This is a genomic window from Bradyrhizobium sp. GCM10028915, assembly GCF_042666195.1.
GTDB classification, from domain to species: domain Bacteria; phylum Pseudomonadota; class Alphaproteobacteria; order Rhizobiales; family Xanthobacteraceae; genus Bradyrhizobium; species Bradyrhizobium canariense_D.
Genome location: NZ_JBHTFN010000071.1, coordinates 415,879 through 431,812, shown reverse-complemented (window position 1 = coordinate 431,812; position 15,934 = coordinate 415,879). Strand labels below are relative to the sequence as shown.

Sequence of the window (15,934 nt, the reverse complement as noted above, 5' to 3'; positions counted from 1 at the left end):
GGGCTCGTAACTCCGGTCGGGCTACGCCCTCCCTGCGTCACGAGCCCGGCGAAGCTCTCTCATCCTGATTGACGCTGCACTTCCATCCTGATTGCCGCGCCGCAAAGGCCGCCGTGAACGCGTTCGTCGATGATTCCGTGGTCCTGGTCATCGCGCATAACCTTGAAGAAGAACCGCAGCGTCGAGACGGTCTGGTTGATAGTCGGCACGCCAACGCCGCTCGATGCCAGATGCAGCTGGTAGCGCCGCACGTCCTCAAAACTCGCCGTTTCCGGCGATCGCCCGAGGAATACCGCGAAGTTCTTGACCCTCTGCACATAGTCATGTTGGGTCTTCGGCGCGAACTTGCGGATCGTCATGTCTTCGATCATGCGCCGCCGCAACGGGCTCGTGGCCTCGTCGGTCATGGGGATGCTCCTGTCTTGGGTGAAGGTTGCGAACCCCTCATCTCAAGACAGGACGCCTCGTTGCGCTATCCTCTCAGCCGCGCTGCCGGCCGTCGTGCCTACCGCGCGAGCGGTTTAGTCCTGTGACCCGCAGCGGACATCCAATCGCAGAACCATGCGGTAGCAAAGGACGTAACCTCGAGTTAATCTGCTGGGACTGACTTCTGTGGCAGGAGATCATCATGTGGCAACCGGATGGATGGGGCCAGACACGGATCGGCGTTCTCACACCCCACGCTGATATAGTTCCAGAAGCGGAATTCAATGCGCTCGCTCCTGATGGGATTTCGATACACGCCGCGCGCATTCCGTTTGGTGGCTACAGACCGGGCGGAACGATGGACCCGACCGTCGCGAATGACCCTGTTCGCGCTTTTGCCGATCCGCCTGCGGTGGATGATGCTGCCGAGATGCTGGCGATGGCTCCGCTCCACGCAATCGTTTTCGGTTTCAGTAGCAGCAGCTATGTTCGAGGCGCAGCCGATGATGCGACGCTTAAGTCCCGGTTAGAAGCTCGCACGCGAGGCATCCCGGTGGTCGTTCCGTGCGCCGCTGCTGCTGCCGCACTGGGTGCGCTCTCCGCTACAAAGGTTGCGCTCATCAGTCCACCATGGTTCTCAACCGAAATGGATCAGAAGGGTGTTGCCTACTTCGGGAGCCAAGGGCTGGAAGTTGTTTACAGCGGACCGGCGAGCTTGCCATCGAATCAGCAGGCTATAGAGCCAGACCAACTCTATGACTGGGTCCGTTCGCATGTGCCGACAAACGCCGAAGGCGTATTCATTGGTGGCAACGGCTTCCGGGCCATTGGGGTGATTAAGGCTTTGGAGGAAAGTCTTGGACGCCCAGTTCTGACTGCAAACCAAGTCGCTTTTTGGTGTGCACTGCGTCTATCCGGCACTCGCGCACCCGTACGTAACTACGGCCGAATTTTCGAGTTCGATCTCCCGCGTTCATAGTCCAGACTTGTTCGGCAACTTCGGTTGCTGGCCCATCAGCGAAGTGGCAGCGGCGCCCCACGAGGTCCGCTCACCGAGGCATGGCGGGCCGATTTGCTCACGTTGAGTTCTTCGCATTTTGACCCCAAGCGGTCATTGTGCATCAGTCGATATTGCGATTCGAGTGCGGTCCGCCATTCCGAAATGGGCGAGGTCAGGACGTGGTCATTCCGGCATCCCGGCTTTCCTCAACGCTCCGGCAAAGCGCGCAAAGTCGGCCGGCTTTCGCGTCGGATTATATCGCCTCAGCTTCGACAGCTGCATCGTGGGATCAAGTTGCAGGTGGCGCGCCATTGCGGCCCGCGCCTCATCCATCTGGCCGATGCACGCGCTGCTCGCCGCAACCAGCCGCAACGCGGCTAGGAAATCCGGCTGGTCGCGCAGGGCACGCGTCCCCCAGGACAAGGCCTCGCCGTAGCGGCCGGCGATGAAATGCGCGAAGCCGATCATGTTCACCCGTCGCGGCATGAGCGGATCGAGCGGGCTCAGCCGGAGCGCGCGGCTCAGGTGCTCGATGCCTGTGTCGGGATCGCCGAGCCAGGCCCGGACCGCCCCGCTGCATTCCCACGCCGCCGCCAGATTGGGATCGAGCGTCAGCGCCCGCTCGACAAATACCGCGGCGGTGTCGAGATCGTGCGCGACATATGCCAAGGCATGTCCGGACGCCGCCAATGCGACTGCATCGTTCTCGCCTAGTCTAGCTCCGCGGCGTGCCAGCTCGGTGCCTTCCGTCTTCTCCCGATCGAGATCGGATATCCAACCGCTCGCAATTCGCAACCAGTAGCACGCTGACGCCATCGAATAGGCGCAGGCAAAGGCGGGGTCGATCTCCCTTGCTTGCTTGAACAGGCGCAATGCCTCGTCGCTTCCCTCACGCGTCCATTGGTACATGCACGCCTTGGCGCGCAGAAAGCAGTCATACGCCGTGAGACTGTCGGTCGGTTTGCGCTTGGCGCGCTCGATCTCGGCTTTTTCAAGCGTCGGCGAAATGGCACTGACCACACGGACGGTCACCCGGTCCTGGAGCTCGAACACGTTTACGATGTCGCCATCGAAAGTATCGGCCCACAAATGCACTCCGGTGGAAGCGTCGATCAGCTGCCCGGTGATCCGGACCCGCCTCCTGGCCTTGCGCACGCTACCTTCAAGGACGTACCGCACGCCGAGATCGCGGCCGACCTGCCTGATATCAACGCTGCGGCCTTTGTAGGTGAATGTTGAATTGCGGGCGATCACGAACAGCCATTTTATGCGCGACAGCGCGGTGATGATGTCTTCAGCTATGCCGTCGGCAAAGTACTCCTGCTCACGATCTCCGCTCATGTTCTGGAATGGCATGACCGCAATCGACGGCTTGTCGGGAAGTGCGAGCCCCGGTCCCGCATCCCGTTCGGCCGAATGGACCTGCTCGGCGGTTCCTGCAACGAAACGATAGCCGCGACCGGGCACTGTCACGATGAAGCGCTGCCCGCTGATGTCCTCGCCGAGCGCCTTGCGTAGCGCCGACACATGCACCTGGATGGTGTTCTCCCCGACGTTGAGGCCCGGCCACACCTGGTCCATCAGGTCTTCTTTTGTGACCAGTGTTCCGGGGGACGGCACAACCGTTCCCTCGATGCTGATCGCACCCGACCTCAAGAAGGCAACCTACGATGCGAGCAAGGACTTCACCTACATTATCGGGGTGATGGGCTTCGCGTACGGTGTGGTCGTGCGGAAGGATGCGCCCTGGAAAACATTCGAGGAGTTTCTCTCTGACGCCAGGGCAAATCCCGGAAAGATCAGCTATGGCACGCCCGGCGTCGGCACTTTTCAGCAACTCACTATGGAGCGCATTGCCAAGCAGCAAGACATCACGTGGGTCTCCGTTCCATTCCGGGGCGATCCGGATGCGATTAACAGCCTGCTGGGCGGCAACATTCACGCCGTCGCGACCACGACTTCCTCCTGGGCTCCGTACGTGGACTCCGGCTACCTGCGCCTATTGGTCACCTGGGGCGCCGAGCGTGCCAAGAATTGGCCATCGGTCCCGACCTTGAAGGAATCCGGCATCGACATCGTCGTCACCGCGCCATACGGACTTGCCGGACCGAAAGGCATGGACCCGAAGGTCGTCAAGATCCTGCATGACGCCTTCAGGAAGGGCATGGCCGAGTCCGCCTTCACGGCAACGTTGGCGCGGTTGAATGAAGATATGTTCTACCTGGGCACCGCCGCGTACAGAGACTTCGTGTTGGAACGCCTCGTCGACTGGAAAAAAATCATCGAGGAACTCGGCGCCCGGTCGGACTGACCCTTGCCCCTGCGCGCCTTCGCCCCGATGTCTCTTTTTGCCCAACTGCGACGTTCGACCCGCTCTGAGAAAGTCGGCATGTCAGGGCAAACCGGAAGCCGCCGGCCCTTGACCCAACCGACGCGATTGACCCATTGCGGAAGAACGGCACGCAGTCGATGAGATAAGCCTACCGGCAACCAAGGGTCGGCTCCGACGATCGTGAGTTCCGCAAGCTACGCACAGACGCCGGCAATGACTCCGATCAGGCGATTGCCGGGGTAGTGGGAGCCAGCCGGCTTCCATCCCGCCGTCTCCATCAGCCGCACATATTGGGCTTCCGTTCTCTCTTGGCCAGTGCCCCAGCACATCATATGGATGTCGAAGAGCTTCGAAAAATGCGCCACGTCATGCCCGGGCACAACGTGCTCGACAATGAAGAGCTGCGCCCCAGATGGCGCCGCCCGTCGCAGGTTCGACAGTATCTCGACGCACTCGCCGTCATTCCAGTCGTGCAGGATCATTTTGAGGCTGTAGGTATCGGCGGTGGGAACTTCTTCGAACATGTCTCCGCCGACATACCGACAACGATCTTGAAGCCCAAACTTCGGCGCCCAGAGTTCATCCTGATCCTTCACCACTTCGGGAAGATCGATAACGATGCCCGAAAGGTGCGGGTGGGCTTGAAGAAAGGCGCACATCAAATGCCCGTGGCCACCGGCAACATCGCAAATGGTTCGAATGCCGGAGAAGTCGTAGCCACGCAACGCTTCCAGCACCAATGTAGACTGGACCGCGGAGTAGCTCGACATGGCATGCTTGAATCTCTCGCCGTAGTCATGGCTCTCCAGTGCGTAATCGAAGGCCATTCGACCGAACTCTCGCACAAATGCGTTCGGTTTCCCGTCTCGGATCATCGCCGGCAGGTGCTTCCATAGCGCATAGTGCTGTGGTCCCTCCTCAAGCCTCGCCATGGGCTTCAGGGATTGGGAATGATCCCCGCGTAGAAGGTAACCCTTGTCGGTGAGGACAAACCCTCGAGTGTCGTCCTCCAAGAGGAGTCCGAGGGAGGCCTGCGCCCGGAGCAGGCGATACAGAAGAGCCGGATCAACATTTAATTCGAGAGCAATCGTTTCCGCGTGCTTCCCTTTCACCTTGTCGAGGTGATCAAATACGCCCAGTTCCGTACCAGCATAGAGCGTCTGACTCCGCCAGCGGCCAAATATCAGGTCCATGACTTCATCAGCTGCGCTATTCATGGATCATATCCTCCTGGTGCTACTTCCGGCCTCGGGTTCCATTCACGACGATTTGCCGGCGGGGCTTGACCAATGCGATCCTTGCCGGTGCGCTTTACTGGCCAGGGCCTCGAAGAGCCACAGGGCCGCGCAGCCCGCGACCAGCATCGCCGCTCCCAGATCGAAGGTCACCCGCGCGCTTCCAGCCCACCCGGCAAGCCACCCGCCAACCCAAGGCGCGACCACGATGAAGAGATAGAAAAGCGCAAAGAAAATTCCCATGCCGCCGGCGCGTATCGATGGCGACAATACTCGGGCGGGCAAGCTCATGATCACGCCGACCGGAAAGCCGCTGACCAGCCCGAGCCCGACGAAGGCGGCGACCACAGCGTCAGTCCGTGCCGCCGCGGTAAGCATGACAGCAGAGGCGACGAATCCCATGACCATGACGGCGTCGTGACGCCCTGAGCGATCGGCGACAAGTCCGCCAAGCGGTGTGGAAATGAAGGCAAGCCACAGCGCGATGCTCGTCACCGAGCTTGCACTGGCGATGGTCCAGCCACGTTCGGCTAACAACAAAGGACCGAAACCGAAGATCATGCCGAAGCTTCCAACGACCAGACCGTAGATCGCCCCCGCCACGATCACCGCCCACAACGCGTGTCCCGACGGCCAGTCCTCTCCGACATGGGCGACGGCCTGGATCTCTGGCTGGCGATAGAACACGGCAAGCACAATCCACCCGACAAAGACGAATGCGGTCGAGAGCAGAAACGCCAATGGTACGCCGCCATGGACGGCAACAGGAGGCAAGGCCAGGAGCGCCAGCGCGATTCCGAACGGCCAGGAGTTGATGAGAATGCCCATCGCCGTTGCGATCTCCTTGCCGACGAACAAGTCCGTGACCATCTTCGCCATCACGACGCTGAGGAGGACGCCGCCGATGCCTGCCATCAGCCGCCCAACAATTTGCAGATGCCAGACTCCCGTCAGGGCCATGATCAGGCCGCCGCAGATCATCAGCGCCAACCCAACGAGGACGGTAGGCTTGTCGCCGAAACGCTTGCCAATGGCGCCACCGGGCAAGGCGAGCACGATCCCGGGAGCGAGATAGAGGCCAATGAGGAAGCCGATATCGGCCACCCCAACACTGAACTCGCTGCGGATCATTGGAGCGAGCGCCGCAACGCTCTCGAACTGGAATGCCATCGCGGTGCGCACGCCAAACAACAAGGCCAGGCGGCGCCACCGGCCAAGAAAGGGGTCCATGATCTGATCGGATAGGCTGGGCATGGCGGGTCTCCGCATCATGGCCTATGCTGGCTGGACAGCGGCAGGAAAGCTTGGAGACGGCTTTGATTTTGTCTTGAGAGCAGTCGGATTTCTGTCGAAGATGGAGCGGTCGAATGACCTTTTGCTTTGCGGGCTACACGATCGACGTGGGTCGCTGTGAGCTCCGGCTCCAGGAAGACGTCGTCCATGTGGAGCCCCAGGTCTTCGACGTTCTCGTCTACCTCATCGAGAATAGGGACCGGGTCGTTACCAAGAACGATCTGTTCGCTGCTGTTTGGCAGGGTCGGATCGTCTCGGAGACCACGCTCAGCAGCCGGATCAATGCGGCTCGGCGCGCCATCGGCGATACCGGCGAAAAGCAGCAAATGATCCGAACGGTCGCCCGCAAGGGGGTGCGGTTTGTAGCCCCAGTACATGAAAACCCGATAGCCGCAACGGCCAAGGCGGGAGAAGGGACCACCCATCCCGCTGATCGAGACGTACCTGAGCGCATTTCGGCTGAACCACCACCGCGGGCGGGTAAGGATTCCAATGTTTTGCCACTGCCCGACCGACCCTCAATCGCCGTACTGCCCTTTGCGAATTTGAGCAGCGATCCGGAGCAAGAATACTTTGCCGACGGCATCGTGGAAGACATCATAACCGCGCTGTCGCGCGCGCGCTGGCTGTTCGTCATCGCCCGCAATTCCAGCTTCACCTATAAGGGTCGGGCGGTCGATATCAAGCAAGTCGGTCGCGATCTGGGCGTGCGCTACGTGCTCGAAGGCAGTGTGCGCAACGCTTCAGGGCGAGTGCGTATCTACGGCCAGCTTGTTGACGCCAGCACTGGGGTGCATATTTGGGCGGATCGCTTCGAGGGGGCGCTCGGCGATATTTTCGCTCTGCAGGATCAGGTGACGACGAGCGTCATTGGCGCACTGATACCAAAGCTGGAGCAGGCCGAGATCGAGCGTGTCAAGCGCAAGCCGATCCAGAGCCTTGACGCTTACGATCACTATTTGCGCGGCTTGGCAGTTGTTTATCGGTGGACCAGGGACGCGAACAAAGAAGCTTTGCGACTTTTCTACCGTGCGATCGAACTTGATCCTGATTTCGCCTTGGCCTACGGCTTTGCCGCGTGGTGTTATAGCCAACGGAAGGCCAATCGTTGGGTGACAGACCGATCCCACGAAACCAGCGAAGCTCTCCGGCTTGCGTATGCTGCGGTAGAGCTGGGGAAAGACGACGCGGCCGCGCTTGCAAAGGGCGGGGACTCCATCGCGTTTTCGGGCGGCGACCTTGACACTGGAGGCCTCTACCTCGATCGCGCGCTTGCGTTAAATCCGAACCATGCGTTTGCCTGGTTTGCGAGCGCGTGGGTGAAGATATGGCTCGGTAGTCCGGAAACGGCACTCCAGCACCTAACGCATGTCGTACGTCTAAGCCCGCTCGATCCGAATGTGGCCGGAGTTCGTGTCACAATTGCATTCGCGCACTATTTTTCCGGTCGGTATGACGAGGCGTCATCGTGCGCGCAACAGATACTGCGGGAGACCCCAAATTTCCACATGGCACTGCGTATGGCCGCAGCCGGAAATGCGCTCGCTGGCCGATTGGATATTGCCAAGAAAGCAATGGTGCGGTTGCGTGAGATCGATCCCACGTTGCGCGTTTCCAATCTTGGCGAACTAACCGCCATGCGCCGTCCGGAAGACATGGCCAGGTATGCCGAAGGCCTTCGCAGGGCGGGACTGCCGGAGTGAGCCCGAAGTCTGCTTATGGCCCAGCCAGCCGAAATCGCGGTCGCTTCGTTTAGCACAGAAATCTCTTAGGGCGGCAGGCCGGCCTGGTGCCAAGCTTCTTGCAGGTTTGCCGCAAGCGCCGGGGTGATGCCAACAGCATTGCAATATCCGCTTGAACTGAAGGACGGCTGCAGCGCCAACACCTGCCGAGCGGCGACTTTGGCTTCCGCCGCTCGCCAGAGTCTGGCCAGAGCTGACGCCAATAAGCTGTGAGTCATGCTAAAGCTTGGATTGGAGAGGATTGCTCGCCGGGCAGTATCCGCTGCCTCATGGCGGACCAGATTTTCTCACGTTGAGTACTTCGCATATTGATCCAGCACGGACATGACCTACCTCGTGCCAGCCAATGGAGTATGCTAATTTGCTGCGGCGCTAACTCTGACATGCGAGGAAAGCATGCGACGTCGCGAATTCATGGCGCTCTTGAGCGGCGCGGTGGCCGCATGGCCAAGAGCAGTTCGAGCGCAGCAGTTCTTGCCATTGATCGGCGTCCTCAGCAGTGGCCCAGCCAAATTGCGTGATGATCAATCGGGAGGTCTTCGACGTGGGCTGAAGGAGGCGGGCTTCGTGGAAGGCGAGAACCTAACCATCCTATACCGCGGGGCGGATGACCAATACGACCGCTTGTCGGCATTGGCCGCCGAGCTGGTCAGCAGATCAGTTGCAGTCATCGCGACCGCCGGTGGTCCAGTAGCGGCGCTCGCGGCCAAGTCGGCGACCAACACTATCCCGATTGTTTTCGCAGCTGTATCCGACCCGGTAAAAAGCGGTTTGGTGGCAAGTCTCAATCGCCCCGGCGGCAATGTCACCGGGAACGCCGGGTTGACTATCGAACTCGACGCCAAGCGGCTTGAACTGCTGAGCGAGCTAACCTCGACCCCGCGGGTAATCGGGGCGCTGGTAAATACCAATCGACCCGGGGTCGAAGCCGAAGAGCATGATTTGCTTGCGGCGGCAAAGAAATTAGGCCGCGAGCTAGTGGTTCTTCGTACAGATAACGGGCCTTCGATCGAGGCGGCCTTCGCCACGTTGGCAAAACGTGACATTGCCGGGGTTCTGGTGGGCGCGGATGCGCTCTTCAATGATCATCGTCAGCAGGTCGTCTCGCTCGCAGCGCGCTACGCCATGGCAGGCGTCTATCCGTGGCGCGAGTATGTAAGCGCAGGAGGACTCGTAAGTTATGGGGCAAACCTGTCGGAAGGATACCGCTTATCGGGAGTGTACGTCGGTCGCATTCTAAAGGGAGAAAAACCAGCCGATTTGCCAGTGGTTCAACCTGAGAAATTTGAACTCGCAATCAACCTTAGAACGGCCAAGATGCTCGGTCTCGCTATCCCGCCAGCAATCATCGCTCGCGCCGACGAGGTAATCGAATAGCGGCAGCTCTTGCCGCGGTGCATGAGTCCGAAATTGTGAAGGGTTTCGGATGCCGGCCCAGTGAGTGACGGAGCCGCGGGCTCCGAGGGCCGGCGTCCGAAAGCCTCCAGAAACCGCGCTGGGGGCGTAGGACGTTGCCTCGTAATGGATCTAAGTCGCGTCAAACAACCTTCAGACGATCACTGGGGTCGTCTATGAGGATTTGATGTTTGGCGGCACCCGTACTTTCAAGGACCTGGCCGCAGTAAAAATACCTCACCACACAATCTAAACGTGAGTTTCTTGCTATTCGGTCTCAAGAGGCAAACTGATCTCTATCGACCTGCAAAGCCTTCTGAGCTACCGAGCCGAAAAACTCTTTCGAATCGCTCGTCAAGAGCATCATCGCATTCATAACTCTGCTTGCGTCGAGATTCCTGGACCGGGTCCAACGAGCGCAATGGCGCACACAATCACGGTCGAGAATGCCGGGTTCGAGTTGGCTCTTGTGTTATTGGCGTGCTGCGACGCGAACTCTCAGATCAGCAGGCTCTCGATTATCCAATCATCGCCAACGGGAATTGCATCGCTCGTCACCATGAGCTGCCGCCGATTGCTTCACCGTGTCGCCAGCCGCGCGTTCTACCGCGCGAGCGGTTTAGTCCTGTGACCCTGAGCGGACGTTGACCAGCATTTTTAGATGTCGGTCAGATCTTCACACCAAAACGATAGATGTTAATCTGCGGCGAAAGGCAATCGCATATTCCGAGGCGAGACATGTCCTCTACTTTCGTTGCAAAGGGCGCCGATGGTTATGATCAGTACATGGGGAGATGGAGCAAGCGTCTGGCTCCGCTTTTTCTGGACTTCGCTGGCGTTGCAGAGGGCGAGCGCATCATTGATGTCGGATGCGGAACCGGCAGCCTAACGTTCCTGATCCCTGATCGAGCCAATGTTGCTGCCATCGAAGCCATCGACTTCGAACCGAAGTTCGTCGAAGCGCTTATACAGCGCAACACCGATCGGCGGATATCTGCACGTCAAGGCGACGCCTGTTCGATACCCTTCGGTGAAAACTATTTCGATCGTGCTATGTCGATGCTCGTTCTGCATTTTGTACCGACACCTGAACTGGCTATAGCCGAAATGCTTCGCGTGGTGCGGCCGGGTGGCATCGTAGCTGCCACTGTCTGGGATACATTTGGCGGCATGCCTAGCCAGCGAATGTTCTGGGATACATTCGCTGCAATTGAGCCCACGGCGCTTGTCAGGCGCGATTCCTCTTTTGTGAGACCGATGACCTTTCCAGGCGAAATGGCACGGGGCTTCAAGGCCGCCGGCCTCGATAACATCATCGATGTGACCCTGACTATCCGAATGGATTTTGCGAGTTTCGACGACTATTGGTTTCCGCTCATCAACGGCCAGGGCACGTTAGCGGCTTTCTTTTCGACGTTACCCCAGGGCATTGCAGAGCAAGTGCAGGCCGCTGTTCGCCGCGCCTATCTGTCTGGTCAACCAGATGGTCCACGAAGTTTTGTAAGTGCGGCTTGGGCCGTTAAAGGAACTGTGCCGACTCGATAGGGTCTGCTCGCCGAGCGATGTCGCCTGTTGGGCCCTTAGCTGCCCTATCGCAACGTCGAGGCGTGGACCCGCTTTTGATCCATTTCGGAAGTCCTAGTGCTGTCCGTTTCTCTGTGATCAAATGCATCGAACATAAAGTCGAGGAAAGGGTGTCCGATGAGGCGCCGCGCATTCCTTCTTGGGCTGACGCTTGCGGGGGTTGTACCGCCGGTCAGCGCGCAGCAACCCAAATTGAAGCGTATGGCTATCGTTTCTCCTGCCGCCAAAACCGCGGATATGACCGCCAACAGCAACACCGGTTATTACCGAGCCTTTTTCCAGGAGCTGAGCCGGCTGGGATACATCGAGGGCCAGAATATTCTTATTGAGCGTTACTCGGGCGGAGGGGAAACGGCCCGCTACGCGCAGCTCGCCGCCGATGTGGTTGGGACACATCCTGACCTAATCGTTTCGACAAGTACTCCCATCGCAATGCAGCTCAAAAAAGTGACGCAGAACATACCGGTCGTTTCTCTGTTTGCCGATCCGATTGCTATGGGGATCGTTTCTACGCTAGGCCGTCCCGGTGGGAATATCACGGGGGCGAGCATCGATGCTGGATTAGAGCTTCAAGGCAAACGCTTTCAACTGCTTGCTGAGTTGATCCCGAACCTGTCGAGAGTACACTATCTCGCATCCGACGCATACTGGGAGCGGGCTGCCGGCATCGGCGTGCGGTTAGCATCGCAACAGGCGGGTATTCCAATTGTCGAACTACCGTTGGGCCGCACCGTCTCGCAAGAAGCGTATCAAGACAGCTTCCGCTCGATAGAACGCAATCAGCCAACCGCCCTCATGGTCTCCGACGAGGGTGAGCATCTCTCGCTTCGACACACGTTGGTGGAGCTAGTCACCGCACAGCGCCTTCCCGCGAGCTATCCCTTCCGCGATTTTGTCGAGGCCGGGGGGCTGATGTCTTATTCCGTCGAACTTTCTGACCTCTTTCGCCTTATGGCGTCGCAAGTTGCTGCCATTTTTAGGGGCGGGAAGCCGGCCGAGATCCCGGTGCAACAGCCAACGAAGTTTGAGCTGGCCATCAATGTAAGGGCCGCCAAAGCGTTGACCCTCAACCTATCACCATCCTTCCTTGCCCGCGCGGATCACGTGATTGAGTAAAGCGCCGCTTTGGCGGGCTGAAGAGCGCGGTGGGTTTACTCGTGAGGAACTCATCTGGCGTCGGCTGTGGGCCCAAGGCGGCAGTCCTGCAACGTTCCGATTCCGGGCCGTTATCAGAGGCATAGCAGCGTCCCCCGACTTATGACGGGGTGGACGCCCCGCCGACGGCATCGATGTGCCAAAGTGGAGGTGTTTAGCACCACTTAAGGGAGGCGTCCGTGTCGGAGGTTAGCATAATCGGTCTGGACATCGCCAAGCAGGTTTTCCACGCTCATGGAGCAGACGGGAAAGGGCGAGCTATATTCAGCAAACGGATCAGCCGAGGAAAGCTGCTGGATTTCTTCGCAGCCCAGCCGAGTTGCACGGTAGCGCTGGAGGCATGTGGCGGAGCCCATCACTGGGCCGTCAGCTCACTCGGCTTGGCCACGAAGTTCGGCCGATCCCTCCCGCCTATGTAAAGCCGTTTGTGAAGCGGCAAAAGAACGACGCGATCGACGCCGAGGCGATCTGCGAAGCAGCGCAGCGGCCGAGCATGCGGTTCGTGGCCGTGAAGAGCGAACAGCAACAGGCGGCGGGTCTGGTGTTTCGGACCCGTGACCTGTTAGTGCGGCAGCGAACGCAGCTCATCAACGCGATCCGGGGACTTCTCACTGAATATGGTTGGGTCGCACCTAAGGGGCCATCGCACGTGGCGATGCTTATCGATCTGATCGAGGAGGAAGAGATGGCCAGCTCGCTTCCCAAAGCGGCCTTCCGATTGATGTTGGACCTGCTGACCGACCTCAATGGCAAGATCGCGGATCTCGACCAGGAGATCGCGCGACGTGCTCGCGAGGACGAGGTATCACGCCGGCTAATGACCGTTCCCGGCATCGGCCCAATCTCCGCCACCGCGATCGCCGCTCTAGCACCGCCGGCCGAGACCTTTGCCAAAGGCCGTGACTTCGCGGCATGGCTCGGTCTCACGCCTCTTCAAAGATCGACAGGCGGCAAGCAGAAGCTCGGTGCGACATCCAAGATGGGCGAACGCACGCTCAGGCGCCTTCTCATCATCGGCAGCAGCGCGGTCGTGCAACAGGCGAGCAAACGCGGTGCGCCAAGGGGATCGTGGCTCGAACAGATGCTGGCTCGCAAACCGCGCATGCTGGTAACGGTCGCGCTCGCCAACAAGATGGCGCGGATCGTCTGGGCGCTACTTATCAAGCAGGAGAATTACAGGGCTCCGGTCGCGGCCAAGGCGTGATCCTGGCCGACCTGAGGTCGTCAGAGATGTAGTCGGTCGGAGGAGAGTATGGCGCAACAGTCGGCGAGACGAGACCGGAAGAACCAGGTGTACTCGTCGTGCCTACCGAGCACGCGTTTATGATTTGGTTCCGGTCTGCGAACTCCCATACCGGCGGCGGAGTGGCGCCCGCCAGGCGCAATCGCCTGAGAATCCGGTACTCGCCAATGCTTTCGAGCATGGCCGCGAGCTTCTCCAGCTCGTGTGAGTTTGTCACCTCCGGTATCACGTGAGGGAGCTCGCGGTGTCCACCGTGTCGGAAACGCATCCATTCCCAACGCCGACGCCAGCGAGAATCCTCTCGATCTCGTCGCCCGACAGAAAGCTCCTCTCGATGAGCGCATCGGCGACGGCTACTATCTGATCGCGACGCGCTTCAACGATCTCGCAGGCCCGGGCTTGCAGCCGGTGCAGCCTCTCGTCGACGCGTTGCCGGATGGTCCGATCGAGCCGCAGTTCCTCGACGGCCGCGTCGGCGTCCCCGACGTAAGCCAAGCTGTTCTCCCCCAATCCGAGAGAGAGCTCCATGCTTGCCACGAGGCGCGTCGCGAGCGCCAAGTCGGACCGCTCACTTCCGCCGGCTCCTGCCGAAGGGGCACCGAGCATCACGATTTCCGCGGCACGCCCCGCGAGGATGCCAACAATCTGCCTTTCGATCGAGCCCCGTGTGACGAGATCGCTGGAAATGGGGTCGATGCTGGTCACGCCACCGGTGCCTTGACGACCGCCAATCCTGGCCGATCTGACGGTGCCCACGCCCGTAGCAATAGTGACGACCACGTGCCCCGCCTCGTGGAATGCGATCCGCCTCAGCGACGCGGGCGGGACGGTCGTCGCCGGCAAGACCGCGCGCTTGAGATCGTCGGCAGAAAGATCGCGTCCGGAACTCCGTGCCGTGCGGCGCGCGCTTCTCACCGTCTCCATGATTTCCGCCGGCGTGAAACCATCCAACATCTCCGCCGCCGAGTGCAAATCCTTCTCCGGCAGGCTGTCACGCACGTGAAAGCGCAGGATATTGAGGATCCCCTCTGGACCGGGGGCCGTGAGTTCGATGGCGCGCTCCAGCCTCCCGGGCCGCAGGATGGCCGGATCCACCGCCTTGATCCGGTTCGTGGCTCCGATCACGACCACGCCTTCGCGTCTCGCGCTCGTGGCGTCGTCCAGCAGCAACATGAAATCCTCGATGATCGGCATCCACCATTCGCGGGCTCGGGAGCTCAACGAATCTCTCGAGGGCAGACCGTCGATCTCGTCCAGGAACAGGATCGACGGCGCCGCAGATACGGCCTTGGCAAAAAGTTCGCGCTGAGCCTTGATCACGCCGTCGAGATATCCTGAACTGCTGGCGAAGAGCTCGCCGACGCTGCCGACGATCAGCGTCGACTCGCACGCGCGGGCGATGCTTCTTGCGAGAACGCTCTTGCCCATCCCGGGCGCCGAGTGGAAGACCGCGCCTCTGTCGACCGCGCTCCACGGCAAATTCCCCGCCCGGTAGTCACGCAGGTCGCGCGCCAGAGCCAAAGCCCAGTCCCTGGCGGCACCGTATTCGACGGCCGTTTCGAGGAGCGGCACGTCGTCGGCGTCGGTTTGTCCGAGGCGCGTCTTTGCTGCGGCTGACAGACGAGTCTTGACGTCTTGCCCGGTGCTGCCTCTTCGCATGGCAGCGACCACGTCCTCGAGATCGAGGCCGATGAGATCTCGCTCTTGGATCTGCGCAGCTCCTCCGTAGATCTTCAGGATCGCCTCCTCGACGACCTTCACACCGAACTTCAGGGGGAGCCGGAAATCGGCAGCTCCGATGAGCGTCGACGGAAGAGTCTGTTCCGGAGCGACGGCGATGCCGACCACCGAGGCTCCCGCCGCGAGAGCGGTGGCGGCTTCCGTGTTACCGGAGGACGGCTGGTGCCCTCGGCGGTCGGATCCGTCGCGAGCAATGCACGTCCACTTTCGTCCGAAGGGGCGCCGCACGAAAAGATCCCTCACGGGCGAGATCCAAGCCGCTGAGGGAACCGAGATCACGAGCGCCCGAGAGGAAGGAGATTTCAGGGCTTCCTTAATGGCGGGCGTGAGAGCGGCAGCGAGCGCGGCGGATACCAGGGTCTCGCGTGGCGTGAAGGAATCGGGAATGGTGTCTTCCGCCGCATCCGCTGCGGAGTCGTCGCACGTATCGCCGTCGAGATCTTCCCGAGTTTCCAGATGTTCACGCATAGTCGCGCTGGCGCCCAAACGGGAGAAGCCGCCGACCTTGCTCGCCTCATTTTGTTCGTCATCATTGCTCATGGTTGCGCTTCCGATGAGCCGAGAGGGCAATGTGGTCGGGTGTCACCAACGCACTCGCGACGCCCTCTCGACGGACACCAACGGCAAGCGACTTCGACGCAGCCTTTCGCACGGCTGTCTGCCGAACCGGAAAGTTGGTTCATGATCTGGAAATGCGAGAAGGTGCTCATCGACTTCATGGCTTTCGGAGTTGGCTTACAGCGAGCGTACGGGCCGACTAAGGATCAGACAGTTCGACGACGCAGGCCG

Annotated in this window: 11 protein-coding genes and 1 pseudogene; 7 read left to right on the top strand and 5 right to left on the bottom strand. The window is 60.2% G+C overall.

Annotation, left to right across the window (positions count from 1 at the left end; all coding sequences use genetic code 11):
* Positions 1-59: 59 nt before the first annotated feature.
* Positions 60-407 (bottom strand): phage integrase N-terminal SAM-like domain-containing protein, encoded by a 348-nt coding sequence (locus ACFQX9_RS37720; protein WP_377792033.1) that lies wholly within the window; start codon positions 405-407, stop codon positions 60-62.
* Positions 408-628: 221 nt separating this feature from the next.
* Here ACFQX9_RS37720 and ACFQX9_RS37715 point away from each other — a divergent pair, with 221 nt between their 5' ends.
* The gene (locus tag ACFQX9_RS37715) at positions 629-1,405 is read left to right on the top strand and encodes a hypothetical protein (RefSeq protein ID WP_377792032.1); all 777 of its coding nucleotides are present in this window, start codon (positions 629-631) and stop codon (positions 1,403-1,405) included.
* A gap of 204 nt (positions 1,406-1,609) precedes the next feature.
* On the opposite strand, the gene ACFQX9_RS37710 is transcribed toward ACFQX9_RS37715, so the two are convergent.
* Positions 1,610-3,046: a winged helix-turn-helix domain-containing tetratricopeptide repeat protein gene (locus tag ACFQX9_RS37710; protein ID WP_377792031.1), complete on the bottom strand. Its 1,437-nt coding sequence runs from the start codon at positions 3,044-3,046 to the stop codon at positions 1,610-1,612.
* 13 nt (positions 3,047-3,059) lie between these two features.
* On the opposite strand from ACFQX9_RS37710, the gene ACFQX9_RS37705 reads away from it, so the two are divergent.
* The gene (locus ACFQX9_RS37705; RefSeq protein ID WP_377792030.1) at positions 3,060-3,737 is read left to right on the top strand and encodes a tripartite tricarboxylate transporter substrate binding protein; all 678 of its coding nucleotides are present in this window, start codon (positions 3,060-3,062) and stop codon (positions 3,735-3,737) included.
* Between the two features lie 215 nt (positions 3,738-3,952).
* Here ACFQX9_RS37705 and ACFQX9_RS37700 read toward each other — a convergent pair whose 3' ends face one another.
* Positions 3,953-4,975 carry a methyltransferase gene (locus tag ACFQX9_RS37700; RefSeq protein ID WP_377792029.1) on the bottom strand — a complete coding sequence of 341 codons (1,023 nt, stop codon included), beginning with the start codon at positions 4,973-4,975 and terminating at the stop codon, positions 3,953-3,955.
* 42 nt (positions 4,976-5,017) lie between these two features.
* Positions 5,018-6,247 carry a CynX/NimT family MFS transporter gene (locus ACFQX9_RS37695; RefSeq protein WP_377792028.1) on the bottom strand — a complete coding sequence of 410 codons (1,230 nt, stop codon included), beginning with the start codon at positions 6,245-6,247 and terminating at the stop codon, positions 5,018-5,020.
* A gap of 113 nt (positions 6,248-6,360) precedes the next feature.
* Here ACFQX9_RS37695 and ACFQX9_RS37690 point away from each other — a divergent pair, with 113 nt between their 5' ends.
* From ACFQX9_RS37690 to ACFQX9_RS37670, 5 genes and pseudogenes are all read left to right on the top strand, one after another.
* Complete coding sequence (locus ACFQX9_RS37690) at positions 6,361-7,989, top strand: winged helix-turn-helix domain-containing tetratricopeptide repeat protein (RefSeq protein ID WP_377792027.1); 1,629 nt, start codon at positions 6,361-6,363, stop codon at positions 7,987-7,989.
* Positions 7,990-8,424: 435 nt separating this feature from the next.
* Positions 8,425-9,405: an ABC transporter substrate-binding protein gene (locus tag ACFQX9_RS37685; RefSeq protein WP_377792026.1), complete on the top strand. Its 981-nt coding sequence runs from the start codon at positions 8,425-8,427 to the stop codon at positions 9,403-9,405.
* Positions 9,406-10,161: 756 nt separating this feature from the next.
* On the top strand, positions 10,162-10,968 hold the full coding sequence (locus ACFQX9_RS37680) for a class I SAM-dependent methyltransferase (RefSeq protein ID WP_377792024.1): 807 nt from the start codon (positions 10,162-10,164) through the stop codon (positions 10,966-10,968).
* 156 nt (positions 10,969-11,124) lie between these two features.
* On the top strand, positions 11,125-12,123 hold the full coding sequence (locus ACFQX9_RS37675; protein ID WP_377792023.1) for an ABC transporter substrate-binding protein: 999 nt from the start codon (positions 11,125-11,127) through the stop codon (positions 12,121-12,123).
* Between the two features lie 218 nt (positions 12,124-12,341).
* Positions 12,342-13,366 (top strand): annotated as a pseudogene (locus ACFQX9_RS37670) (IS110 family transposase).
* Between the two features lie 264 nt (positions 13,367-13,630).
* Here the strand turns inward: ACFQX9_RS37670 and ACFQX9_RS37665 are convergent.
* Positions 13,631-15,685 carry an AAA family ATPase gene (locus ACFQX9_RS37665; RefSeq protein ID WP_377792022.1) on the bottom strand — a complete coding sequence of 685 codons (2,055 nt, stop codon included), beginning with the start codon at positions 15,683-15,685 and terminating at the stop codon, positions 13,631-13,633.
* Positions 15,686-15,934 lie beyond the last annotated feature (249 nt).

Bases quoted from the DNA above. Each gene is read 5' to 3' on its own strand.
- ACFQX9_RS37720 (WP_377792033.1), bottom strand. From the start codon at position 407: ATGACCGACGAGGCCACGAGCCCGTTGCGGCGGCGCATGATCGAAGAC.
- ACFQX9_RS37715 (WP_377792032.1), top strand. From the start codon at position 629: ATGTGGCAACCGGATGGATGGGGCCAGACACGGATCGGCGTTCTCACA.
- ACFQX9_RS37665 (WP_377792022.1), bottom strand. From the start codon at position 15,685: ATGAGCAATGATGACGAACAAAATGAGGCGAGCAAGGTCGGCGGCTTC.
- ACFQX9_RS37705 (WP_377792030.1), top strand. From the start codon at position 3,060: ATGCTGATCGCACCCGACCTCAAGAAGGCAACCTACGATGCGAGCAAG.
- ACFQX9_RS37680 (WP_377792024.1), top strand. From the start codon at position 10,162: ATGTCCTCTACTTTCGTTGCAAAGGGCGCCGATGGTTATGATCAGTAC.
- ACFQX9_RS37690 (WP_377792027.1), top strand. From the start codon at position 6,361: ATGACCTTTTGCTTTGCGGGCTACACGATCGACGTGGGTCGCTGTGAG.
- ACFQX9_RS37675 (WP_377792023.1), top strand. From the start codon at position 11,125: ATGAGGCGCCGCGCATTCCTTCTTGGGCTGACGCTTGCGGGGGTTGTA.
- ACFQX9_RS37700 (WP_377792029.1), bottom strand. From the start codon at position 4,975: ATGAATAGCGCAGCTGATGAAGTCATGGACCTGATATTTGGCCGCTGG.
- ACFQX9_RS37695 (WP_377792028.1), bottom strand. From the start codon at position 6,247: ATGCCCAGCCTATCCGATCAGATCATGGACCCCTTTCTTGGCCGGTGG.
- ACFQX9_RS37685 (WP_377792026.1), top strand. From the start codon at position 8,425: ATGCGACGTCGCGAATTCATGGCGCTCTTGAGCGGCGCGGTGGCCGCA.